Source organism: Clostridium beijerinckii (genome assembly GCA_003129525.1).
GTDB classification, from domain to species: domain Bacteria; phylum Bacillota; class Clostridia; order Clostridiales; family Clostridiaceae; genus Clostridium; species Clostridium beijerinckii_D.
This window is the reverse complement of the sequence record CP029329.1, coordinates 3,440,962-3,465,000: the sequence shown is the minus strand read 5'-3', so window position 1 is coordinate 3,465,000 and position 24,039 is coordinate 3,440,962. Positions and strand designations below refer to the sequence as shown.

General features: G+C 28.8%; 23 protein-coding genes, 1 tRNA gene and 2 rRNA genes (1 of these 26 only partly in view). 22 read left to right on the top strand and 4 right to left on the bottom strand.

The window, feature by feature from the left end; all coding sequences use genetic code 11:
* The 5 genes from DIC82_15545 to DIC82_15525 all read left to right on the top strand — a co-directional run.
* A 23S ribosomal RNA gene (locus tag DIC82_15545) occupies positions 1 to 1,553 on the top strand; it begins 1,361 nt to the left of the window's first position.
* Between the two features lie 172 nt (positions 1,554 to 1,725).
* A 5S ribosomal RNA gene (gene rrf / locus DIC82_15540) occupies positions 1,726 to 1,842 on the top strand.
* Positions 1,843 to 1,849: 7 nt separating this feature from the next.
* Positions 1,850 to 1,925: transfer RNA gene (locus tag DIC82_15535), tRNA-Lys, on the top strand.
* A gap of 737 nt (positions 1,926 to 2,662) precedes the next feature.
* Positions 2,663 to 2,839 carry a 30S ribosomal protein S21 gene (locus tag DIC82_15530; protein ID AWK52324.1) on the top strand — a complete coding sequence of 59 codons (177 nt, stop codon included), beginning with the start codon at positions 2,663 to 2,665 and terminating at the stop codon, positions 2,837 to 2,839.
* Positions 2,840 to 3,473: 634 nt separating this feature from the next.
* Positions 3,474 to 4,049: a QueT transporter family protein gene (locus tag DIC82_15525; GenBank protein ID AWK52323.1), complete on the top strand. Its 576-nt coding sequence runs from the start codon at positions 3,474 to 3,476 to the stop codon at positions 4,047 to 4,049.
* A gap of 106 nt (positions 4,050 to 4,155) precedes the next feature.
* Here the strand turns inward: DIC82_15525 and DIC82_15520 are convergent, their stop codons facing one another.
* The 3 genes from DIC82_15520 to DIC82_15510 form a co-directional block, all read right to left on the bottom strand.
* Complete coding sequence (locus DIC82_15520; GenBank protein AWK52322.1) at positions 4,156 to 4,644, bottom strand: GNAT family N-acetyltransferase; 489 nt, start codon at positions 4,642 to 4,644, stop codon at positions 4,156 to 4,158.
* Between the two features lie 342 nt (positions 4,645 to 4,986).
* Complete coding sequence (locus DIC82_15515; GenBank protein ID AWK52321.1) at positions 4,987 to 5,442, bottom strand: hypothetical protein; 456 nt, start codon at positions 5,440 to 5,442, stop codon at positions 4,987 to 4,989.
* Between the two features lie 93 nt (positions 5,443 to 5,535).
* Entirely contained in the window at positions 5,536 to 5,958 is a 423-nt protein-coding gene (locus DIC82_15510) for a hypothetical protein (GenBank protein ID AWK52320.1), read from the bottom strand.
* 267 nt (positions 5,959 to 6,225) lie between these two features.
* Between DIC82_15510 and DIC82_15505 the strand changes: the two genes are divergently transcribed.
* From DIC82_15505 to DIC82_15490, 4 genes are all read left to right on the top strand, one after another.
* The gene (locus DIC82_15505) at positions 6,226 to 6,918 is read left to right on the top strand and encodes a hypothetical protein (protein ID AWK52319.1); all 693 of its coding nucleotides are present in this window, start codon (positions 6,226 to 6,228) and stop codon (positions 6,916 to 6,918) included.
* Between the two features lie 152 nt (positions 6,919 to 7,070).
* Positions 7,071 to 7,460 carry a desulfoferrodoxin gene (locus DIC82_15500; GenBank protein ID AWK52318.1) on the top strand — a complete coding sequence of 130 codons (390 nt, stop codon included), beginning with the start codon at positions 7,071 to 7,073 and terminating at the stop codon, positions 7,458 to 7,460.
* Between the two features lie 192 nt (positions 7,461 to 7,652).
* On the top strand, positions 7,653 to 8,792 hold the full coding sequence (locus DIC82_15495; protein ID AWK52317.1) for a peptidase S41: 1,140 nt from the start codon (positions 7,653 to 7,655) through the stop codon (positions 8,790 to 8,792).
* A gap of 24 nt (positions 8,793 to 8,816) precedes the next feature.
* Positions 8,817 to 9,770 carry a homocysteine methyltransferase gene (locus tag DIC82_15490; GenBank protein ID AWK52316.1) on the top strand — a complete coding sequence of 318 codons (954 nt, stop codon included), beginning with the start codon at positions 8,817 to 8,819 and terminating at the stop codon, positions 9,768 to 9,770.
* Positions 9,771 to 9,880: 110 nt separating this feature from the next.
* On the opposite strand, the gene DIC82_15485 is transcribed toward DIC82_15490, so the two are convergent.
* Positions 9,881 to 10,441: a hypothetical protein gene (locus tag DIC82_15485; GenBank protein ID AWK52315.1), complete on the bottom strand. Its 561-nt coding sequence runs from the start codon at positions 10,439 to 10,441 to the stop codon at positions 9,881 to 9,883.
* 295 nt (positions 10,442 to 10,736) lie between these two features.
* Between DIC82_15485 and DIC82_15480 the strand changes: the two genes are divergently transcribed.
* The 13 genes from DIC82_15480 (at position 10,737) to DIC82_15420 (ending at position 23,971) form a co-directional block, all read left to right on the top strand.
* Complete coding sequence (locus tag DIC82_15480) at positions 10,737 to 11,024, top strand: hypothetical protein (protein ID AWK52314.1); 288 nt, start codon at positions 10,737 to 10,739, stop codon at positions 11,022 to 11,024.
* 113 nt (positions 11,025 to 11,137) lie between these two features.
* Complete coding sequence (locus DIC82_15475) at positions 11,138 to 11,596, top strand: MarR family transcriptional regulator (protein AWK52313.1); 459 nt, start codon at positions 11,138 to 11,140, stop codon at positions 11,594 to 11,596.
* Positions 11,597 to 11,728: 132 nt separating this feature from the next.
* On the top strand, positions 11,729 to 12,427 hold the full coding sequence (locus DIC82_15470) for a pirin family protein (protein AWK52312.1): 699 nt from the start codon (positions 11,729 to 11,731) through the stop codon (positions 12,425 to 12,427).
* A 57-nt stretch (positions 12,428 to 12,484) separates the two neighbouring features.
* Positions 12,485 to 13,081, top strand: a complete 597-nt coding sequence (locus tag DIC82_15465) for an FMN-dependent NADH-azoreductase (GenBank protein ID AWK52311.1) — start codon at positions 12,485 to 12,487, stop codon at positions 13,079 to 13,081.
* 346 nt (positions 13,082 to 13,427) lie between these two features.
* Entirely contained in the window at positions 13,428 to 13,754 is a 327-nt protein-coding gene (locus tag DIC82_15460) for a cupin domain-containing protein (GenBank protein ID AWK52310.1), read from the top strand.
* Between the two features lie 469 nt (positions 13,755 to 14,223).
* Positions 14,224 to 15,150 (top strand): ribonuclease Z, encoded by a 927-nt coding sequence (locus DIC82_15455; GenBank protein AWK52309.1) that lies wholly within the window; start codon positions 14,224 to 14,226, stop codon positions 15,148 to 15,150.
* A 198-nt stretch (positions 15,151 to 15,348) separates the two neighbouring features.
* Positions 15,349 to 15,528 carry a hypothetical protein gene (locus DIC82_15450; GenBank protein AWK52308.1) on the top strand — a complete coding sequence of 60 codons (180 nt, stop codon included), beginning with the start codon at positions 15,349 to 15,351 and terminating at the stop codon, positions 15,526 to 15,528.
* Positions 15,529 to 16,133: 605 nt separating this feature from the next.
* Positions 16,134 to 16,601 carry a hypothetical protein gene (locus DIC82_15445; protein ID AWK52307.1) on the top strand — a complete coding sequence of 156 codons (468 nt, stop codon included), beginning with the start codon at positions 16,134 to 16,136 and terminating at the stop codon, positions 16,599 to 16,601.
* Positions 16,602 to 16,653: 52 nt separating this feature from the next.
* Positions 16,654 to 18,468: a peptidase S8 and S53 subtilisin kexin sedolisin gene (locus DIC82_15440; GenBank protein ID AWK52306.1), complete on the top strand. Its 1,815-nt coding sequence runs from the start codon at positions 16,654 to 16,656 to the stop codon at positions 18,466 to 18,468.
* The gene (locus tag DIC82_15435; protein AWK52305.1) at positions 18,465 to 20,198 is read left to right on the top strand and encodes a peptidase S8; all 1,734 of its coding nucleotides are present in this window, start codon (positions 18,465 to 18,467) and stop codon (positions 20,196 to 20,198) included. Before DIC82_15440 ends, DIC82_15435 begins: the two co-directional genes overlap by 4 nt.
* Positions 20,199 to 20,359: 161 nt before the next feature.
* Positions 20,360 to 21,973, top strand: a complete 1,614-nt coding sequence (locus DIC82_15430) for an IS1182 family transposase (GenBank protein ID AWK52304.1) — start codon at positions 20,360 to 20,362, stop codon at positions 21,971 to 21,973.
* A gap of 349 nt (positions 21,974 to 22,322) precedes the next feature.
* Positions 22,323 to 22,931 carry a superoxide dismutase gene (locus DIC82_15425; protein ID AWK52303.1) on the top strand — a complete coding sequence of 203 codons (609 nt, stop codon included), beginning with the start codon at positions 22,323 to 22,325 and terminating at the stop codon, positions 22,929 to 22,931.
* A 395-nt stretch (positions 22,932 to 23,326) separates the two neighbouring features.
* Positions 23,327 to 23,971 carry a hypothetical protein gene (locus DIC82_15420; protein AWK52302.1) on the top strand — a complete coding sequence of 215 codons (645 nt, stop codon included), beginning with the start codon at positions 23,327 to 23,329 and terminating at the stop codon, positions 23,969 to 23,971.
* The last annotated feature ends 68 nt before the right edge of the window (positions 23,972 to 24,039 follow it).

The following is a 24,039-nucleotide window of genomic DNA, read 5'->3' as shown; positions in this document are numbered from 1 at the left end:
TGTCTTCTCAGGGTTAGTCGGGACCTAAGGCGAGGCCGAAAGGCGTAGTCGATGGACAATTGGTTGATATTCCAATACCACTACAATCGTTATTATCGATGGTGTGACGGAGAAGGATAGGATGTGCTAGCTATTGGATGCTAGTCTAAGCGTTTAGGGAGTTAGGATAGGCAAATCCGTTCTAACAATTCTGAGGCGTGATGGGGAAGGTTCTACGGAGCCGAAGTATCTGATTCCATGCTTCCAAGAAAAGCATCTAGAAAGAGAAGTAGTGCCCGTACCGCAAACCGACACAGGTAGATGAGGAGAGAATCCTAAGGCCGACGGAAGAATTGCAGTTAAGGAACTAGGCAAATTGACCCCGTAACTTCGGGAGAAGGGGTGCCTGCAGCAATGCAGGCCGCAGAGAATAGGCACAAGCAACTGTTTAACAAAAACACAGGTCTCTGCTAAAGCGTAAGCTGATGTATAGGGGCTGACGCCTGCCCGGTGCTGGAAGGTTAAGGGGAATGCTTAGCGGTAACGCGAAGGTGTGAACTTAAGCCCCAGTAAACGGCGGCCGTAACTATAACGGTCCTAAGGTAGCGAAATTCCTTGTCAGGTAAGTTCTGACCCGCACGAATGGCGTAATGACTTGTGCACTGTCTCAACTGCAAATCCGGCGAAGTTGTAGTGCGAGTGAAGATGCTCGCTACCCGCGATTGGACGGAAAGACCCCGTAGAGCTTTACTGTAGCTTAGCATTGAATTTCGGTATTGTCTGTACAGGATAGGTGGGAGACTGGGAAACCAGAGCGTCAGCTTTGGTGGAGTCGTTGTTGGGATACCACCCTGATAGTATTGAAGTTCTAACTGGATGCCATGAAACTGGTGACAGGACATTGTTAGGTGGGCAGTTTGACTGGGGCGGTCGCCTCCTAAAATGTAACGGAGGCGCCCAAAGGTTCCCTCAGAACGGTCGGAAATCGTTCGAAGAGTGCAAAGGCAGAAGGGAGCCTGACTGCGACACCTACAAGTGGAGCAGGGACGAAAGTCGGGCTTAGTGATCCGGTGGTACCTCGTGGGAGGGCCATCGCTCAACGGATAAAAGCTACCTCGGGGATAACAGGCTGATCTCCCCCAAGAGTTCACATCGACGGGGAGGTTTGGCACCTCGATGTCGGCTCGTCGCATCCTGGGGCTGAAGTAGGTCCCAAGGGTTGGGCTGTTCGCCCATTAAAGCGGCACGCGAGCTGGGTTCAGAACGTCGTGAGACAGTTCGGTCCCTATCCGTCGCGGGCGTAGGAAATTTGAGAGGAGCTGTCCTTAGTACGAGAGGACCGGGATGGACTGACCTATGGTGTACCAGTTGTTTCGCCAGAAGCATAGCTGGGTAGCTAAGTCGGGAATGGATAAACGCTGAAAGCATCTAAGTGTGAAGCCAACCTCAAGATTAGATTTCCCATAGCGTAAGCTAGTAAGACCCCTTGAAGACTACAAGGTTGATAGGTCAGAGGTGTAAGTATGGTAACATATTTAGCTGACTGATACTAATAGGTCGAGGGCTTGACCAATATATAATCAAGTTGTAAATATACATTAATTTTGTATGCAATTTTGAAAGAACATTCTTTCAGTTAGTACAAGACGATATAATTGAGTTAGTTTCTGAAAGGAAACATCGACTCACATACGTTCGTCGATGTGCTGTTTTTCAACCAAATCAGAGATTTGGGAAAAACATGCATCTCGTGACGATGGCATAGAGGTAACACTCCTTCCCATTCCGAACAGGACAGTTAAGGTCTATAGCGCCGATGGTACTGCACGGGTGACTGTGTGGCAGAGTAGGACGTTGCGAGGTAAAACAAGGTTTACTAGCTCAGTTGGTAGAGCACATGACTTTTAATCATGGTGTCCCGGGTTCGATTCCCGGGTAAGCCACCAATACTTTTAAAAACTTGCTTAGTATTTATATAAAGAGCTTTTACTTAGTGTAAAGGCTCTTTTTTATGTATAAGAAAATCATAGAATATCGAAAGTTAGATTTTATCTAGCTTTCAGCATTTAATTATAATGAGTTGTAAAAAATGTTAAAAAATTTATTTGAAGATAGACTATGATTTGAATTATCAGAAAGGATAAGAGTCACGTGTTCTTCAGGAGAACTTTCATACAGTTCATTTTATATTATGAATATAAACTTTATAAGAAGGAAAAACTAAAATAGAGGTGAGGACAATGAAAAAGAATTAATAAAAATAGTAATGATAATAAATCAAGTACTAAGATGGTAATTCCAATTACAATAGAAGCAGATTGAGATATATGTAAGCCTACAAGAGGGCTTCTTATAACTAACGATATATCTATTCCCTTTGATTAAATAGGGATTTGCTAAGGTACATTTAAGAAGTAACAAGTCAGTATGTAAAAATCCGCTGAGGTTTAAAAAAATCTAGGAATATTAGTAGAATAATTTTAAATAATAAATAGTATTATAATTGTAAGATTTCAACGTTATTCCACATTTAAAGCAAATATAGTATCTATTTTAAGCTTTTTATGATTGCAGTATTGCAGTATTTCAGTATATGCTGTATAGTATATAGTGTATTAATACGTTTATATTTGTAAATTATATTTATTGTTTACAGTATAGTGTTGGAGGGAGGGATAAAATCATGTCAGAAATTAAATTAAGAGAGAATGAAACTCTAGAGCAAGCATTAAGAAGATTTAAAAAACAATGTTCAATGTCTGGTGTCCTTGCCGAGGTCAAAAAGAGAGAACACTATGAAAAACCAAGTGTTAAAAGAAAGAAAAAGTCAATAGAAGCTAGAAAGAGAAAGTTTAAGTAGTAAATTATAAAATATAATTTTACTAATAAAGATTAATGGTTCTAATCTAATATAATATCATTTTATTTATAGAAAGCAAAATAAAAGCCATCTCAGATAAATGTGTATTATAGATGGTTTATTGTTAAAAAATAGAGAAAAGTTCAATAAATCAATTAGGAAAGTTAACTTTATAAACATAGTAGTTAAAGAAAGCTCGTATCAAGTAATGCTGATGCGAGCTTTCATGCCTAAGTCATGAAAATATCAAAAATTTTAGCCTAAAGTAGATATTTTAGATGAATTTCTACTTTAGGTTTTTTATATTATTTTAACTTTTCATAAAAGGCATAACTACATATAACTTGTAATAAATTTATCTATCTGATATAATTGTAACAATAAAAAATAATATTTAGTCAGTTCGAAAGCCTCCTGACTTAAAATAAAACTACGGTTAAATAATGCAGAGTAATAAAGATTTTACTTAATTCTTTTATTAAGTAAATCTTTTGTTTTGTTGAACTTATTTATCGTAGGACATTTCCTGCGATTTTTTTATTTAAGGCTACGTTTTAATATTTTAATATAGTATTGATATTATTACATGATTGTAAAGTGAGTTTTAGAATTAGACTATACACAAGGAAACTCGATGCATATTCGTTCATTGAGTAAGTTGGAGGAACTAAATATAAAAATAAATGGAGGATTTTACGTGAATAATACTAAGACAGTAAAGAGACTAGTCAGAACAGCTATTATAGCAGCACTTTATGCGGCTATAACACTTGCGCTAGCACCTATAAGTTATGGATCTGTACAATTTAGAGTATCAGAAATAATGGTGTTGTTGGCATTTTTTGATCCATTTTATATTGGAGGACTTACCATTGGCTGTTTTATTGCAAATATTCTTGGCCCAAATGGAGTAGCTGATATTATGTTTGGTACATTAGCAACATTTATTAGTGTTTATGCTATTTCACTTACAGGAAAATTTGTTAAGAATAATAAGGCTTCAATAATAATAGCATCACTTTGGCCTACTATTTTTAATGGAATAATAGTTGGATGGATGCTTAACTATCTTTATCAATTACCACTTATATTATCGATTAGTGAAGTTGCAATTGGTGAATTTGTTGTAGTTACAATAGTTGGAGTACCAGTTATAAAATTTATACAAAATAAATATGATAAATTACTTATTATAAAGACTATGTTTTAATATATGTTGAAATATTATAAAACAGATAAAGCACCGATTTGTCAGCAATCGGTGCTTTCTTTAATGAAGCAGAAGAAATATAAGCAAATTTATTATTAATATATATCTAAAATTCTAGAATCATATCATACCATTCAGCGCCACCATGTATTGAGTCAGATATACCTTTATTTACATAGCCAAACTGTGTATAGTAATGAATAAGTTTCTCTTTACAAGTAAGAATAAGACCTTTGCGACCTGCTAGTCTTGATATTTCTATCATATAATTCATTAACTGCGCGGCAACTCCCATATTACGATAATATGGGATTACATCGAGTCCAAAAATAGTTTGATAATCTCCATCAGGAACATGTAGTGTACAATTTTCATAGAGTTCATCATAGATAGCAGTTCCATTAATAATGCAACCATTAATAAATCCAATGATTTTCCCATCTATTTCTGCTACAAAAAAACTTTTCGGAAATGTATTAATGCGTTGTTTAAGTGATTCATTTGTAGCTGCCTCTGTCGCTGGAAAACATATTGATTCAACTCTTGTTATTGATTCTAAATCTTCTATAGATACTTGCTTAATTGTAATATTCATTATAATATTCCTTTCACGAAGACGATAAATATTCTTCATAATTTCTTATAAGCGCAAAAGCACTTTTAAAAATAATTATAGCATACAATTGCCTATGTACCATGAATAAAATTCATAGCCAAGAGAGAATATAAAGTTGAATATAAATATTTTAATTAAGTGAAAGAAAGGAGATAAAAATTATGAAAAATAAGCTTAATGATCAAAGAATAAGTACAACAGAGATAGAAAAAAATAAAAAAAAACAAGAATTTCTTAATATTATTAATTCTATGATAAAAGGTGTAAAAAAATGAACCACATAGATAAACAAGCTTTATGTAATTGCTAGCATAAGAGAGTTTATATTGAATCAATTTGAGCAACTTCTTCTATTGTAGAATCTACATGTAAATTATATGCTAAGCCAGCAACAACTAATAGTCCTCCTATAATCTTAGCAAAAGGTATTGCTTTAGTGGTTATACAGTCTATAATGATGCCTGTAAAAAGTTGTCCAATAAATATTATTAAGGTGATGTAAAAAGTTGACATTTTAGGAGTTACAACACTAGATAATATAACAACAGCAATTCCCAACGCACCTCCTAAATAAGCCCAAAATGGAATGCTATAAAATTGATTCAATGTAACTTTATCTTTAACAATAGCAAATAATATTAATGCAGATAATAAGCCAGTAAAATAATTAAAAAAACTAGATTCCATTAAACCTATTTTTTCAGAAAGTCTAGTATTGAGAATTCTTGAAATTACAACAATAGCACCTGAAGCTATTGAAATTAATACAAAAAACATAATATATCCTCCTTTAAGTTATATTTCAGAAAAATAATAAGTTGTGATGCTAGTTTATTTTGCATCAGTGACTTATTATTTTCTTTCTTATGTCTAAAGAAATGTCATAATAAAAATTCCTATTATGATAATAAATAATCCGACAAACTTTTTCTTGTTAAAGTGTATTTTTGACATGCCTAAAAATCCATAATGATCAAAGGCTAGTGAAGCTATTAATTGGCCTAAAAGCCCTAATGCTACAGGGAGAGAAACTCCAAGTATTGGATAGCTTAAGTTGTTAAACATAACTGTGAAAACACTTATAGCTCCAGCACTATAAAGATATAAGGGCAAGCTACTTTTAAAAGATATTTTGATTTTCTTATAAAACATTATTACTAAGATGATTACAAATCCAACAAGATGAATTATAACTAAAGAAGAGTAGGTACCAAGTCCATTTGATAATTCACCATTAAAAGTTACCATAATTGCAACAAGAGCTCCGATTAATAACGATAAAAAATTATACATAAGTATCTCCTTAATAAAATAAATTGCTTTTTTGTGTTTTAATAAGTCTTAAAAATCTTAATATTTGATTTAAACTAATTTATCTTTTCATTTATATTTTAAGACATTATAATTAAATATATGTAGGACATGTGTCATGTTTGAAAATTAAATTAGGTATGTGAAATATAATAACAAGTCAACTATAGAAAAATATAGGAGTATAGTAATTTGTTATTTTTTGAATATGCATTATTATAGAGAGAGTATTTTGGGGAGTTGAATATATTGATTAAAATAGAAGATCATAAGAAAATTGAAGGATATATAAAAACATATGAAATGAAAAGCTTGTTTTTAGATAACATGAAAGAGTATATGACATTGTATATGTTTAATAAAAATGATTATATATGTAGGGAAGAAGAACAACTAGAAAATATGTATTTTTTAGTGGATGGAAAAGCTAAAGTATCTAAGCATTTAGAAAATGGAAAATCATTACTAATATCTTTTTATATGCCGCTTACTATAATAGGGGATGTTGAGTTTATAAGAAATGATGTTACAGATTGTAGTGTGCAGGCAATAGAAGATACATATTGTATAGGAATTAACTTTAATATTGTAAGAAAAAAACTTATAAAAGATTGTAAGTTTTTATTAAAAATATGTGAATATTTAAGCGATAAACTTACTAATGGTAGTAATAATAGCTCAATAAACTTATTGTATCCACTTGAAAATAGACTCGCTAGCTATATAGTTGCATTTATAAATACACATGATAATAATATTAAAAAATTTACATTTAAAGAAAATTATAATGAAATATCAGAGCTACTAGGGACAAGCTATAGGCATTTCAATAGAGTTTTGAATAAGTTTTGTTTAGAAGGAATTTTAAAAAAATGTGATAGAGAATATGTCATAGAAGATTTTGAAAAGTTACTTTGCTTGGCTGGAGATTTATATAAATAAGGCACATTCAAAAAAATAAGGGTGTAGAATAAGATATTTAATATTAAGCATCAATTAAATAAAGCTTGGTTTAAAAGCGAAAAAATAATAGAAAATGATTATATGGAATTTGATGAATATTTAAGAAGAATATGTTATAATATATATATATTATGATGAAGGGTGGTTATATTATGATAGCATTTTATCGTTGTGAATTATGCGGAAATATTGTTGGTCTTATTAAAAATGGCGGAGGTCAATTAGTTTGTTGTGGTAAAAACATGACTAAGCTTGAAGCGAATTCTACAGATGCAGCACAAGAAAAGCATGTTCCAGTAGCAGAAAGAAAAGATGGGAAAATATATGTAACAGTAGGTTCTGTTGAACATCCAATGACAGAAGAACATTATATAGAATGGATTGCAGTGGTTTCAGATAAGGGGACAGAAAAAGTTTCATTGTCACCAGGAGAAAAACCACAAGCTGTATTTGTTGATAAAGGAAATGCAGTTGTGTATGCATATTGTAATTTGCATGGATTATGGAAAACAGAAATATAAGATTTGATTTTATCAAAGCACTTAAGTTTAAAAACTTAAGTGCTTTTTATATATAGATACCCAGGGTGAAAACCTATATTTATATGAGAGCTTACTGGAATCAATAATAAGCAGTTGTTATGGTTACAGAATAAGATACTGAAATTTCACAGTGTATGTAAGAAAATAATATAAAAAAATAAAGGATGAATTATGAATAAAAATTGGGAAGAAAAATGGATTGAAGATATAGACTATTTGAAAGATTCATTAAGAGAAAAGCATAAAAATTTATTCGTCAATATAAGTAGAGAAGAATTTCAAAAGAAAGCTTTAGAATTAAAGTCGAATGTTAATTATTTAGATTATGATGAAATGAAAGTTGAACTTAGTAGGCTTGTGGCAAGTATTAAAGATGCTCATACGGCTATATATTTTCCAGTTGAAAGATTTATTCCACTAAGATTTTATTGTTTTAGTGATGGTATATATATTATTGATGTTAGTAAAGGTTATGAAAGTTTATTGTATAAAAAAGTAACTGCAATTGAAGATTCGTTAATGGAAGATATAATTGAGAAGTTAGCTCAAATAGTTTCTCATGAAAATAAATATTTTCTTAAGGCACAATGTGCAAAATATTTGCAAGCTGCGGATATTTTGTATGGCTTATTAATATGTGAAGATAAAAAGAAAATAAAAATTACAGTAGAAAATGAGATAATAGAAGTAGAAACTGTAAGACAGAATGAGCTGAATTATTTAGAGAAAATAAATGTACCATTATATGCAGAAAGACCTAATGAAAATTATTGGTTTAAATATATGAATGAAGATAAGTCATTATATATAAAATATAATAGTTGTAGGGAAAATGAGATTCCCCTAAAAGATAAGATAAATAGTACAATAAATTTCATAGAAAACAATAATATAAACTGTATAACAATAGACTTGAGAAATAATCTTGGTGGAGATTCAACATTGTTAGAGCCTCTAGTGCTGTATTTAAAAAAGAATAAGAATATAAGTAAAAAGAGAAACTTAAATGTAATTATAGGAAGAGAAACATTTTCTTCAGCACTTTTAAATGCTTATGAATTAAAAAATCAATGTAATGCTATATTGATAGGTGAACCAACAGGAGGAAAACCAAATTGTTATGGAGAGATATTAAGATTTAACTTGCCTAATAGTAAATTTAATGTCAGTTATTCAACTAGATATTATAAATTAATAGAAGATGATTCTATGGATGCACTATATCCAGATAAAATAGTTGAAGAAACTATCGATGATTTTAGAAATTTGCTTGTAAGTTTTGTTAATATCAATGAAGAATATAAAAGTTAGACTAGGAAAGTTGAGGAATTAGTTATGGGTTATAATTCAAAAAAATTAATAGAATTAATAAGCAAAAACTCAATGATATTAACAGAAGGTGCTGTAGTAGAAAGATTAAGAAGAACATTCAAAATAAAACCAGATGATTTTATTGTATATGCAGGAGCAATTTATGATAAAACTACTAGAGAAATATTGAAAAATATTTATAAAGAATATATAGATATTGGAATAAAATATAAGCTGCCAATAATGATAATGGCCTCTACTAGGAGAGCAAATAAAGATAGAATTAAGCAATCAAAATATAATAATAATAATGTAAATTTTGACTATATTGAATTTTTAAATGAAATACGAGCTGAATATAGTGAGTACAAAGAAAATATATTTATTGGAGCTTTGATTGGGACAAAAGGAGATTCTTACAATGTAAATGAAGCTTTGAAGGAAGAGGTAGCATATGAATTTCACAAATATCAATGCAATATATTTAAAGAATCTAAAGCAGACTTTGTTTTTGCAGGTGTTGTGTCTTCAGTAAACGAAGCTAAAGGGTTATCAAAAGCTATGGAAGAAACAAAGTTGCCTTATATAGTTAGCTTTATTGTTAATAAAAAAGGAGAGCTCCTTGATAATACAATTATAAATGATGCTATAAAAGAAATTGATAAATATTATAATCCAATGACTTATATGATTAATTGTGTTCATCCTAAAAATGTTTTACTTGGTCTAAATATGAAAGAGAATAAAACTTTAATTGTTAGGAATAGATTAAAGGGAATTCAAGCCAATACTTCATCTTTAAGTCCAGAAGAGTTAAATAATAACGCTATATTACAAGAAGATAATTTTGACGAATTAATAAATGGAATAAATGAACTTAAAAGTAAGTTTGGATTTTACATATTAGGGGGATGTTGTGGGACTAATGCAAAGCATATTGAAGAAATAGCTAGGATAATAGGACCATATGAAAAATAAGCTAATAATCTTTAATGATTATCAGTGGAAGTTTATTTTGATTTGTCATTGAGGGTTAAACTTGGGAAAAGACAATTCATTCCCAAGTTATCAATGGAAGATCAGTTTTTTTAACATACTGGTTTTTCCCACCAGCCAAATGCAACTATTACCTTATCACGTTTTGAACTTGATGATTTTATAACTACTACATAGCTTCCACCTGGTGATTCTATAAATTTTCCATCTTCTTCACCTACTAATGTTGTATTAGGAGGGACTATCCTTTCATACACATTAACTCCATTTTTGGGAACTATAGTGGTAGATTCTAAAAATCGAATATCTACCTTGTTTTTTGGAAGTGGTTTTAAAGCAGTATTGGTTGAAGAAATTTTATAGGATATACTCGATTTTTCAGGAAGACTAGTATTGAGCCATATTTCAGCAGTTAAATAATCATCGGAGAAATTTGAAATAGTAAATACATTTGTATATAAATTAACGCCTGAATTACGTGGATTTACTAAACCAGCCCAGGCAATTGATTCATTACCTACCCACAAAGTTTTTGTTTGACCTACAAAGTATTTTCTTTGCATTGATTTAAATAAAGAAACTGGAATACTAACTATCTTTTGTGGTTTGATATTTTTATTGTTTACTATATAATTACTGTTTTTCTGTAACATCAATCGCATCTCCTAAAAATTATTTTTTGGTATACACTACACAACTTTTATTCCCATATATAATATTCAGTAAATGTTGAAATGTTCGTAGGGGATATATAGTGAAATAAGTAATCTATAATGATATGAAATATTTTTATGGAAATTACATATGAAACAATAGTTAAACTTATAAAACAATAATAAATTAAAATTAAGAATTCTAGAAATATGATTCTTTTTTTATGCCTATGAAGCCTTAATAGTAATATATTTATACAACAATAAATATATTATATTGGGGGTGAATTTATAGATGATAACAGTAAAAAGTGATATTTGTTCTACAAATCAATCTGTTGAATTTTATAAAAAATACAAAGATGCCTTTGGTGAAGTAACAGAAGTTGAAATGACAAAAGATGATTGCTACACATTAAAGCTTATGAATAAAAATAATGAAGAGCTTATATTTGAATATGGATTAACAGCAGGATATGGTGACGTAGGTTCACGTGGAACTTTGGATGTTTTACGATTAGCTGGTTTTGTAATAGCCGATGAAATCGTTTTAAACAACGAAACCTTCAAATTGAAAAAATAATTTTTAAAAGGACTCAATATTGGGTTCTTTTTCATGGAATAAAATAGCCTAAATTCCATGAAAAAGAATGTTTTAGCATTGACATTATCACTAATTAGTGATAAATTTGATACATGGATAAAAAATATAAATCAAATAATGATTACGAGACAAATTTAAATTTATCTACATTAGTTGTCTTTAGTAGAGCAGAACAAAAAATTCACAAAATGGAATACGAGACAATAAAAGCAGGAGGTTTAACTAATTCTCAATTTGCAGTTTTAGAAGTTCTTTATCATAAAGGTGATTTAAAGATATGTGATATAATAGAAAAAATATTAACTACTTCAGGTAATATTACAGTAGTTATAAAAAATTTAGAAAAAGATGGACTTGTAAGAAAGTACGCAGATGTCGAGGATAAACGATCAATTTTAATATCAATAACAGATAAGGGCAAAAAAATCATGGATACTATTTTTCCTAATCATGTTGATAATATAAATAATATCTTCAATATATTAACAATTGAAGAAAAATTGGAATTGAAAAAAATATTAAAGAAATTCAGAGATATTTCTGGTGTCTAGAGGTTCTAATACTCATTTATACTTGAATGTGAGTTAAGAGCTCTATGACCCAAAACAAGTTAAAAAGTTTTACTTAAATAAAAAAATTTAAATAAATATCACTAATTAGTGATAAATGAGAAGGTGTATATTATGTTGAAAAAGATATATAATAAAAATATGGGAAAAAGTAATCTTGGTTGGATAAACAGTTCATTTCATTTTTCATTCTCAGAGTACTATAATCCTTCAAATATTAATTTTGGAAAGCTCAGAGTTATAAATGATGATTTAATACAAGCAAAAACAGGGTTTCCTATGCATCCTCATAATGATATGGAAATTATAAGTTACGTAATTGATGGAAAGATAACTCATAAAGATAGCATGGGAAATATAGGTGAATTATCTAGAGGTGAAGTTCAATATATGAGTGCTGGTACAGGGGTTTATCATAGTGAATATAATCTGGGAGATGAAGATTTAAGATTACTTCAAATATGGATTTATCCAGATAAGAAAGATTATATGCCAAACTATGGAGAAAAGAAATTTAATTGGAGTGATAGAGAGAATAAATGGCTTCATATGGTTTCAAGTATTGAAGGTAATGCCCCAGTTAAGATTCATCAAGATGTTAATATTTATGCAATTTATTTAGAAAAGAATAATGAAGAATCATTAAATGTAGAACAAAATAGGCAAGCTTATCTTGTTCAAATTGAAGGAAGTTCTATAATAAATGGCATAGAATTAAATGAAAAAGATGCTTTGGAGATTGTAGAAGAAAATATTAAAATTAAAGCAAAAGAAAATTCTCATTTCTTAGTATTAGAGATGAAAAAAGAATAAATAATATAATGAATCAATGAATAAACAAAAAAATATAAATTAAAAGGAGACTTAAACATGAGTAAATTATTATATATAAAAGCAAACGTAAAACCAGAAGGACAATCAAGAACATTTAAAATTTCAGATAGTTTTATAGAGGAGTATAAAAAAAATAATCCTAGCGATGAGATTATCACTTTAGATTTAAATAAAGAAAATATAGACTTTTTAAAAGGAGAAGATTTAGGAACTGTATTTGGACCTAAAAATGAAGAAAGTAGAAATCATCCAGTTTTAAAATATGCATATCAATTTGCAGAAGCTGACAAATACGTAATATCAGCACCAATGTGGAATTTAAGCGTTCCAGCAATATTGAAGGCTTATATTGATTATGTAAGTGTAGTAGGAATTGCATTTAAATATACAGAACAAGGACCAGTAGGGCTTTTAAAAAATAAAAAAGCTGTTTATGTAGCAGCTAGAGGTGGAGCATATTCAGGAACTCCATATGAAATGGATGGAATATATTTAAGAACAATGCTTAACTTCTTTGGTGTTCAAGATGTAGAAACTATTGCAGCAGAAAATTTAGATGTTGTAGGACAAGATATTGATAAAATTGTACAAGAGTCTATAAGTAAAGCAAAAGAAATTGCTAAGAAATTTTAAAAAATTATAAGAAAAAGTTAATATAAAAAAAGATGATTTCTGTTCAATTGGATAGAAATCATCTTTTTTGATTAGAAATGGAATCTATACTTTTTATTAAAATATGTATCAACTATTTAAAATATAGTTGATACCCTAAGAAAATCTCAACAATACATATTAGCATAAATTTAATTTTTTATGTATAATAAGAGTACGCTATAATTACTGTCATCTGTTTAAAGAAACGAAAATAGTTAATAATAATTAATAAGACAAATAAATTTGCAATAAAGAGTGAGTACATTTAATAAGTAGTTAGTTATATAATAAAAATCCATATGATTTTAACAAGGGGGGGATTGGAATGGTATTTAAAAATATTGATATAAAAATCAATGATCTTGGAGATGGCGTAAGCAGAAAAGTTTTAGCCCATGGTGGAAAAATTATGGGAGTAGAAGTTTCTTTTGAAAAAAATTCTATTGGAGCAATACATACTCATGAACATGAACAAATGTCATATGTTTTAGAAGGAAAATTTAAAGTTACTATTGATGGCAAAGAACGTATTTTAACAAAAGGTGATTCTTTTTATGCGGGGAAAAATATTGCGCATGGAGTATTTTCAATAGAAAAAGGAATGATTCTTGATGTATTTACACCTCAAAGGGATGAATTTTTAAATGAATAAATTCTTGAAGAAATGCCATAAAATTTTTAAATTCATGATATAATCATTTGACAGTGTTATATAATGGAATCATTATAAAGAAATAATTTTAAACGGAGGAAGAAATATGAATGATAAAAATATAGAAATGATGAAAAAGCTGATAGAGGAAAAGAAACAAAAAGGAAAGAATACTAAAAATAATGAAAAACCTAAAAAGACTATAGGTAGAATGTTATTACATAGTGGAAGAACAACGCAATAAAAGAAATAATATAATTCTAAATGGAGAAATTGAATTGGCTTGTCTATATTAGAACAAGCCAATTTTAGTATGTGCTTATAATTAATATTAGCTATATAACATATTAGGGTTTTGATGTTTTAAGAGGAATAATTCATTTACACATATACCTATTGAAAAGGTTTAATTGTAGGTAAAATATATATAATTACAACAAATAATTATAAGAAAAAGGAGTCTTAAGTAATGGTTGATTTGCTTTTATTAGGCTGTGGTGGCGGAATGCCTATGCCAAATCGTTTTTTATCAGCTGTGTTATTAAGCTATAACGGAAGAAAGATACTTATCGATTGCGGAGAAGGAACACAAGTATCTATGAGAATTGCAAATACAGGATTTAAAACTATAGATGTTATTTGTATTACGCACATTCATGGTGATCACATTGTAGGACTTCCTGGATTACTTGCTACTATAGGAAATAGCGGTAGAACAGATCTTCTTACAATAGTAGGGCCTGAGGGGATAACAGATACAGTTAATAAACTAAGAGTAATTGCAAATTGGTTACCTTATGAGATCAATATAATAGAAAATCCTAAAGAAACATTTGAGATACATACTGAACATATAAATTTGAATACAAAAATATCGACTTTAGAATTAGACCATTCTTCAAATTGTATAGGATATAGTTTTGATTTTGAAAGGCGACCACAATTTGATGTAGAAAAGGCTATGAAAAATAATGTGCCTAAAGTTTTATGGAGCAGATTACAAAAGACTGAAAGAAAGATTATATTTGAAGGAATAAAATATACTGATGAAATGATTATGGGAAAAGAGCGAAAAGGCATAAAGATAAGTATGACAACAGATACAAGACCTATTAAAGGCATTGATAAATTCATTGAAAATAGTGATTGTTTTATATGTGAAGGCACTTATGGAGATGATGAGGATTTACCTAAGGCGATTAAAAATAAACATATGACTTTTAGAGAAGCTGCAACTATAGCTAAAAATGGGAAAGTTCAAAATCTAATATTAACACATTTTAGCACTGCTATGAATGAGCCAGAAGTTTATTTAAATAATGCAAAAGAAGTGTTTAATAATACCATAATTGGTTTTGATAGATATAATGTAACTTTAAATTTTCATAACGATTAAGAAGAATGGAAATATTATAAATGCTAATTATTATAAGTTTAATCTTTTAGGTGGAATAAGTGTATAATATAATTAATATTGTATGGTTAATGAAATGAAAAATTGAAAATAACAGTTAAACAGGTAAATATGCAAAAAATTATTGAAAGGAGATTTAGTATTAAGCATAAAAAATAATTATATATGGAGGAACTATAAATGAATGAAAAAAATATAGAAATGATGAAAAGGTTAATAGAAGAAAAGAAGCAAAAGGGAAATAATTCTAAAAATAATAAAAAAGCTGATAAAGTTATAGGAAAAGCGTCAAAAGTTATGGGGAGAGAAGCCTCAAAAGGCGTTAAAGTTGGAAATGGTGGAGGATTATTTGATAAATAGGGGGTGCTTTAACCCTCATACATTTCATGCTACATTCTAAAATAGAGATATAAAAAATAACGTAGATTAATGATCAATGTTCATATTTATACGAATTTAAAATTAAAAAAATATACCAACATTTTAGTTAGATTATATACAGTATTACTAATATCAAATCTTATTATACATTATTTCTTTCACATGTATGAATCTATTCTTGATTTCTTTAGCTTTAGTTCTATTATTCTTTTTTGTCAGATTAATCAGAACCTGTAATGTAGTCTCATTTTCTATGTAATGTGTTATATTAATTGTTTATTTTTATTAGGTTTATATTAAAAGTGCTAAAAATTCATTATATTGCTGCTTTTAATGAAAATGATGGTAAGTTTAATTTACAATGGTATAATTTTATAATAATTAAAATATTTTACATAAGTAATTTAACTATTATAAAATTATATTTACAATAAGATGGAAAATTATTAATCATAGTAGTAATTTCACCAACGAAACCTTGAGTTTTAATAAAATCAATAAAACATTTTCAATCACATAGATTTAGTTTATACAAGAGATGAGAAAAAATATAAAGATTTATAAGAAAGAAGATTGATTATAATATGGGATATAATATATTAGACATTATTGATAAAGCAATAAACATTCAAAATAGAAGAAAAATTATACTTAAAAGAGTAGTGGCTGAAGGTAAAATAATTCCGGCTATAATTTTAATGTCTAAAGTATTATGTCATCAAATAGATGAAATAATTAAATATTACTATGAACTTCAAGATGAATTACGAGATACAGAATTTGAAGAAATAGATATAATAACATATGATAAGATGTCTTTTTTAATAAATGAGTTTAATAATAAAATATATAATCCAGAGATATACAATGGCAAAGATTATATGAAATTTTCATTAAATTTAGCTAAAGACACATATTCTTTGTTTATGGATATACAAGGTAGATTAGTTCACAATATGAAAGATACGAATACAAAAACATATGATATATTATCAAAAATAATTAACAACATAGTAAAGCAGATTCAAACTATTGAAAAAATGATATCATAATTTAGATTAAAATTAAATATTATTAAATATGAGTAATATTAGGGAGTTAAATGTGCCCAATTTAAATGAATGCAATCTTTATTATAAGGATTCACCTGATTATTTAGTTGAATACAGAGGCAATTTTAAAGAAGAAATAGATAAAATATCATATGCTTGTGGGGATATAATTACTAATACTATTGGTATTGTGTCTACTTCACCTCAATATTTAGATCAACTTTTAAAGGACGTACCATCAATTACTTTTATTGAGCCTAGAAGTAAGTTTGTAGTTCAAGATATTTCTCCATCCAATGTGGATAATATAAATGCTATTAAAATTAATCCTTATTTAGATTTGACAGGTAGGGGTATACTAGTTGGTATGATCGATACTGGAATAGACTATCTAAATGAGGAATTTATTAGAGAAGACGATACATCAAAAATAGCTAGTATATGGGATCAAACTATTAAAGAAACTAGTGATCAACAAGTTTATATAGGTAAAATATATTCTAATGACGAAATCAATAATGCAATTAAAGCTTATAGAAATAAACAAGATCCTTATGAAATTGTACCTTCGAAAGATGACATTGGTCATGGTACAGAAATAGCTGGAATTATAGGAGCACGAGGATATAATAAAGAATTTCAAGGAGTTGCTTCAAATTGTGAGTTAGTAATTGTCAAACTTCTTGAATCGATTAATTATAAAAATGAATTACAGGAAAATGGGATTAAATATACTCCAATTTATAATGGCTCGGAAATATTAGGAGGAATAGAGTATTTAAAAAATTTTGCTATAAGAGAAAATAAACCTATGGTTATATATTTAGGCGTCGGTACTACAGAAGGTAGTCATGATGGTAATAATATGCTTTCAAGGTACGTGTCAACTATTGGTAAAAATAGAGGGATTGTTGTAGTTACAGGAGTTGGGAACGAAGGAGCTGCGGAGGGACATGTTTCTGGAAATATAAGGCAAATAGGAGATGTTTCTACGATAGAATTAAAAATATCAAAAGAAATGAAATATTTTTCCTTTTACATATGGGTGATAAAACCTAATAGAGCATCTTTGAATGTGATTTCACCAAATGGAGAGGAATCTAATTTTATTAAGGCAAAAATAAATAAAGTAGGAACATTTGATTTTGTGTTTTTTAAAACTGAAATGGTAGTTAGATATAATGTTCCAGAACATTATACAGGACATGAAGTTATCGAAGTTGTTTTTAAAAATATAAAGGTTGGAATATGGGTATTTCAGCTAAGAGGTGATTATATAACCGATGGTAAATATAATATATGGCTTCCGCCAAAAAAAACATTGCCAGAAGATACAAAGTTTTTAGAGTCAAATCCTTTTACTACTTTAACAATACCATCTACTGCTAAAAAAGTTGCTACAGTAGCTTATTCCGGAAATGATAATGCTTTAGTGGCGTCATCAGGAAAGGGATTCAATTCTAGTGAAGTTACAATTAATCCTGATATCGCCACTATAGGGATGAATATATTAACGACTAAAGTAGCTGGCGGAGTTACTACTGTGTCAGGCAGTTCAGCTGCTACAGGAATAGTAGCAGGGGCTTGTGCACTTTTACTTGAATGGGGAATTATCAATGGAAATGATAAAACCATGTTTGCTCCCAAAATTATATCTTATTTAACTTATGGAGCTGATAGAAGCAACTTCCTTTATACGTATCCTAATAGAGAAATTGGGTATGGTTTCTTTGATTTACTAGGCACTTTTAATATTATTAGTAGAAGTTATAGACGAGGTGGAGATATAGTTTTAGATGAGAAGTTTATTCAGTATCATGTTAAGAATTTATTTATAAGAATTCCTAAAATGGAGGAATTAAAATGAAAAAAAATATAAATATAGAGAGAATTTTTCATGATATAAATTATGATAATTATATTGTTCAATATCAAGGAGATATTGAAACAGAGATATCACAAAAACCGGATTTCTATGTAACAATAATTAATAATGAATATGCAATAGTATCAGTTAAGAAAGATATAGAAATTAATATGAGTGAAGAAACCTATGTTAACTCTATTGTATATGTTATACCATCAGATTTCTATACGTTACAAGACCTTTCACCAATTAAAGCATCGCAAGCCAATTTTTTACAGACAGGATCTCCGTTTAATTTAACAGGAAAAGGTGTTGATGTTGCACTTATTGATTCAGGAATTGATTACTTGAATGAAGAATTTATGGATGCTAATGGAGAGACAAGAATTGAAGTAATTTGGGATCAAACAATAATTACTACTGAACAAGATCAAGATGACTCAGTACCATTTGGTGCTGTATATGGAAAAAATGAAATAACTGATGCTATAAGAGCATCTAGAGAAGGTAAATCACCATATGAAATAGTGCCAAGTAAGGATGAAATTGGACATGGAACAAAAATGGCTGGAATAATTGGTGCTACTGGAAAAAATCCAGACTTAATGGGGACTGCTCCTGAATGCAATTTTGTAGTCGTAAAATTAATGCAAGATTTTTCATATGAGGCTCAATTTTTAGATACTATTGTACCTGTATTTAATGTTACAGTTATTTTTGCAGCATTACAATTTTTATATGAATATGCACTAGCAAAACGTAAACCAATGGTCATATATTTTCCACTTGGAAGTACTTTAGGAAACCATAAAAAAGAGGGTGCTTTGGAAGAATTTATAGACTTAATTTCTAGTAGTCGTGGCATAGTAGTGGTTACGGGAACTGGTAATGAAAGAGATTCAGGTGGTCATGCTTCAGGAATAGTCTCAAAAGTTAGTGGAGTTCAAGCTCAAACAGGTATTATAGAATTGGAGGCATCGCCAGAACAGAAAAATATATGGATTCAGATTTGGATTGATATGCCTAATATTATGACCATAGAGATAGTATCTCCTTCAGGAGAAAGTACTGGTATAATGCCAATTATAAATAATTATACTAAAAATCATACTTTTATATTTGAAAAAACATCAATTAAAGTTAATTACTATTTTCCAGAAGAAACTACTGGTGATGAATTAATACGTATTAGATTTTATAATTTGCAACCAGGTATCTGGAGACTTAGAGTAGTTGCTAATTATATTTTAGATGGGAGATATGATGCTTGGTTGCCACAAAAGGGATTGACAGTTGGAAATACTAGATTTAGCTTTCCAGATCCTTTTGGTACAGTTACGAATCCAGGTAATTCAATTTATATAGTAACTGTAGCTGCATATAATCAAAATAATAATAATCTTGTTGATTACTCTGGTATGGCATTTTTAGGAGAATATATTGATAGAATCGATGTTGCAGCAGGAGGTGTAAATGCATTAACAGTAGCTCCTGATAATAAAACAACTGTTGTTAATGGAACTAGTGTATCAGCAGCTGTGGTTGCAGGAGTTTGTGCTATGTTATTTCAATGGGGAATTGTTAATGGAAATGATCCATATATTTATTCTCAAACCATCAAAGCATATCTTGCAAAAGGAGCAATTGCAAGAAGTGGAGATATTGTTCCAAATCCATTTTGGGGATATGGAATTTTAAATGTGCCTGCAATATTTGAAAATATAACATAAAGAAAAAAACCATAAGTTGTTTTTCAGTTAATTAAATATAAAATTTTTGTAAAAAGGGGCTGTTGCAAAACTAACATAGTTAGTTTTGTAGCAGCTCATTTTTTTTAAGAAATAAAAAAATGTGAATTCCGAAGAAATCACATTTATTGTATAATTAAGTTATGTACAAAATAAAGAAATCATACACTAAAGATTATAATGAATTTAATGATAATTTTCAACTTATATTACCATTAAATTTGGAAAATTTAATACCAGAAGATGATTCTGTTCGCTTGCTAAGCCACGTATTGGAGGGATTAGATTACAGAAAGTTGTATAAGGCGTACTCTTCCGTTGGAAGAAAACCGGCAGTGGAACCTAAAATCATGTTCAAAATAATATCGTATGCGTATTCTCAAAATGTTTATTCAAGTAGAAAAATAGAAAAAGCATGTAAAAGAGATATAAATTTTAGATGGCTGCTTCAAGGATGCAAAGCCCCTGATCATGCTACAATTAGTAGATTTCGAAAAGATTATCTTTCAAATGAAGTAATTGAAGAATTATTTTATCAGCAAGTTAATTATTTAGCTGATCAAAATGAAGTATTATTTGAAAATGTATTTATTGATGGTACTAAAATCGAGGCGAATGCCAATCGATATACTTTTGTTTGGAAGAAAGCCATTTACAAAAATGAAGAGAAAATGTTTAATAAAATTCTTACTCTTGTTGAAAATGTCAATCTTGAAGAATTGAAAGAATTTAGTATTCAAAAAGAAACATTGATAAATGATCTCGATAAAATTCTCGAATGGCTTTTATATGAAAAAGAGAAGAGAAACATAGAATTTGTTCATGGAATTGGTAAGAGAAAAACTACAATTCAGAAATGGATAGAGCAACTATTTGAATATAAAGAGAGACAAGAAAAATATAATTTCAGTAAAACCATATTCTCAAATAGAAATAGTTATTCTAAAACTGATCCAGACGCAACTTTCATGCATATGAAAGATGATCATATGAGAAATGGTCAATTAAAGCCAGCATATAATGTACAAATTGCAGTTGAAAGCGAATACGTGACCGGTGTCGGAATATTTGATGATAGAAATGACATAGCAACACTAATACCTATGCTTAATAATATGCAAGAAAAAATTGGTCGTAAATATCTTAATGTGATTGCAGATTCGGGTTATGAAAGCGAAGAAAATTATTTATTTTTAGAATACAATAATCAGACCCCATACATAAAGCCGCAAACTTATGAAAAGTGGAAAAAAAGAAGTTTCAAAAATGATATAAGTAAGCGAGAAAATATGCAATATGATGCTGAATCAGATTTTTATGTTTGCAATAATGGTAGAAAGTTGATTCCGACCTCTATTATTCATAGAAAATCCGCCAGTGGATACAAATCAGAAGTTACTGTTTATGAGTGTGAAAGCTGTGATAATTGTGTTCATAAAGAAAAATGTACAAAAGCAAAAGGAAATAGAAAGATGCAGGTTTCGAAAACTTTTGTAGAAAAGCGTGAAATATCTTATAGAAATATTACAACTGAAATTGGAGCTAAATTAAGAATGAACAGATCTATTCAGGTCGAAGGAGCATTTGGAGTTCTAAAAAGTGACTATGAATTCAATAGATTTTTAACACGTGGAAAAAATAGTGTAAAAACTGAATTTATTTTGCTTTGTTTTGGTTATAACATTAACAAATTGCATTCAAAAATCCAAAACGGAAGAACTCAAAAACATCTTCATGAATTAAAACAATCTGCCTAATTATGGAATAATTTAAGTAGGCTTATTAAAGTGCGCTTAAAACATAAAAATCTCTCAATAATTATTATTCAATTTTAATTATTAAGAGATTTTTTAATTTAAAACGAAAAGAAGTGTCGCTTCTGATTAAAAATTAATCATTTTGCGACACGCCCTTTTTATTAATTGAAACAATTGCAATGGAAGGATTGATATCCTATAACTGAAATATACTTCATCAAATTTTCTACTGATTAATATGAAATTTGGATTATCACTTTTGTATTATTAATTATAGTAGCAATATTAAATATTTATCATATTATAAAAGCATAGTAATATTAAAAGTCTATATATTTGGAGGAGATATATGAAGTATGACAAAATTGAATTACCATACTCATACAATGCATTAGAACCATATATTGATGAAGAAACTGTAAATATACATTACAATAAACATCTACAAGGATATGTAAATAAATTAAATAATATTCTAGATGGATATGAAAAATTTACAGATAAAAAAACTTTAGAAGAAATACTCTCTAATATAAATAAAATACCTAAAGGAATTAGACAAGATGTTATAAATCAAGGTGGTGGAGTATCAAATCATAATTTATACTTTTCAATTCTTTCACCTCACCCTAAAAAATGTCCAGATGGAAAATTATTAAAAGAAATAATAAAAACTTTCGGATCTTTAGAAGATTTAATAAAGAAAGTGAGTGAAGTAGCTATAAATCAATTTGGGTCAGGCTATGGATGGCTAGTTAAAGATAAACATGGAAAATTAAAAATTATGAGTACTTTAAATCAAGATACACCTCTTAGTTTTGGATTTATTCCTCTACTAACTATAGATATCTGGGAACATGCTTATTATTTAAAATACAAAAATTTGCGAGCAGAATATGTTAAGAACATATGGAATATAATTGACTGGGAAAAAGTTGAAGAAGCTTATAAAAAGTAAAAAATGATTTATAGATATCCACAGTTATAATCATACTTATAAGAATAATCCTGCCGAAATAAGGGGGTGAGGATTCCACAAAAGCACGTCCCCTTATTTCTAGTGGGATATATTTTTATAGCATAAGTATAACTCGGAAATTAACTCATTCATCATTATGTGACACATCCTATTGTCTTTCAGTTATAAAATAATCTGTAGTTCGCGTCTATTTACTATTCTGTATATTAATCAATATACACTATTATAATATAATTGTATCTATTAGAAAATAAAGTTGTTACAATTTTTAATTAACATAATTCAAAGTAAATTATTTGATATAATGGATTAGTATATTAATATAATTTGTAGTAAATTATATATTAAATTATTTTAGCAAGGGGAATTTACATATGGCGGAATTAAATAAAATATTGAAACCTAAATTAGAAAATTTATTAGAAGAAAATAATGATGTTAATTATGAATTGACAAATGAAAGGTGTATATCAAATACTTTAATTCAAAATATTAGTTTTGATTACATAAATGAAGAGCGAATAGAGATAAATGGTTGTCACTTTATAAATGTTATATTTAACCAATGTTCTTTTAGAAATATAGATTTATTAGATGTAGTTTTTGAAAATTGTGATTTATCGAATATTGATTTTTCGGAGGGAAGTATACATAGAGTAGAATTTAAAGGCTGTAAGCTTATAGGGACTAATTTTAGTGGAGGTAATCTACAAAATATTCTTTTTGAAGAAGTCCTTGGGAGATATTCAAATTTGGGATATTGTAAAATGAAGAATATAAATTTCAAAAAATGTAATATGAATGGAGCAATATTTTTAGAATGTAACTTAAACAAGGTTTCATTCAAAGAGTGTGATATTAGTAATTCCGAATTTACTAATACCCCTCTTAAACAAATAGATTTTAGAGATAGTGATATATCAGAAATAGCATTAACAGGAAACGAATTAAAAGATGCTATAGTTTCACCACTTCAAGCAGTGGAACTTGCAAGAATTCTTGGGGTTATAATTAAGTAAGTATACTCATGTACTTAAGAAATATTGTTAAATATACTAATAATCATATTATGATATAATGATTGTGA

Coding starts and splice junctions, on each gene's coding strand:
- DIC82_15445 (AWK52307.1), top strand. CDS start 16,134: ATGGGATATAATATATTAGACATTATTGATAAAGCAATAAACATTCAA.
- DIC82_15490 (AWK52316.1), top strand. CDS start 8,817: ATGGGTTATAATTCAAAAAAATTAATAGAATTAATAAGCAAAAACTCA.
- DIC82_15455 (AWK52309.1), top strand. CDS start 14,224: ATGGTTGATTTGCTTTTATTAGGCTGTGGTGGCGGAATGCCTATGCCA.
- DIC82_15480 (AWK52314.1), top strand. CDS start 10,737: ATGATAACAGTAAAAAGTGATATTTGTTCTACAAATCAATCTGTTGAA.
- DIC82_15515 (AWK52321.1), bottom strand. CDS start 5,442: ATGTTTTTTGTATTAATTTCAATAGCTTCAGGTGCTATTGTTGTAATT.
- DIC82_15430 (AWK52304.1), top strand. CDS start 20,360: ATGTACAAAATAAAGAAATCATACACTAAAGATTATAATGAATTTAAT.
- DIC82_15420 (AWK52302.1), top strand. CDS start 23,327: ATGGCGGAATTAAATAAAATATTGAAACCTAAATTAGAAAATTTATTA.
- DIC82_15465 (AWK52311.1), top strand. CDS start 12,485: ATGAGTAAATTATTATATATAAAAGCAAACGTAAAACCAGAAGGACAA.
- DIC82_15450 (AWK52308.1), top strand. CDS start 15,349: ATGAATGAAAAAAATATAGAAATGATGAAAAGGTTAATAGAAGAAAAG.
- DIC82_15475 (AWK52313.1), top strand. CDS start 11,138: ATGGATAAAAAATATAAATCAAATAATGATTACGAGACAAATTTAAAT.
- DIC82_15495 (AWK52317.1), top strand. CDS start 7,653: ATGAATAAAAATTGGGAAGAAAAATGGATTGAAGATATAGACTATTTG.
- DIC82_15510 (AWK52320.1), bottom strand. CDS start 5,958: ATGTATAATTTTTTATCGTTATTAATCGGAGCTCTTGTTGCAATTATG.
- DIC82_15485 (AWK52315.1), bottom strand. CDS start 10,441: ATGTTACAGAAAAACAGTAATTATATAGTAAACAATAAAAATATCAAA.
- DIC82_15435 (AWK52305.1), top strand. CDS start 18,465: ATGAAAAAAAATATAAATATAGAGAGAATTTTTCATGATATAAATTAT.
- DIC82_15525 (AWK52323.1), top strand. CDS start 3,474: ATGCATATTCGTTCATTGAGTAAGTTGGAGGAACTAAATATAAAAATA.
- DIC82_15530 (AWK52324.1), top strand. CDS start 2,663: ATGTCAGAAATTAAATTAAGAGAGAATGAAACTCTAGAGCAAGCATTA.
- DIC82_15460 (AWK52310.1), top strand. CDS start 13,428: ATGGTATTTAAAAATATTGATATAAAAATCAATGATCTTGGAGATGGC.
- DIC82_15425 (AWK52303.1), top strand. CDS start 22,323: ATGAAGTATGACAAAATTGAATTACCATACTCATACAATGCATTAGAA.
- DIC82_15520 (AWK52322.1), bottom strand. CDS start 4,644: ATGAATATTACAATTAAGCAAGTATCTATAGAAGATTTAGAATCAATA.
- DIC82_15470 (AWK52312.1), top strand. CDS start 11,729: ATGTTGAAAAAGATATATAATAAAAATATGGGAAAAAGTAATCTTGGT.
- DIC82_15500 (AWK52318.1), top strand. CDS start 7,071: ATGATGAAGGGTGGTTATATTATGATAGCATTTTATCGTTGTGAATTA.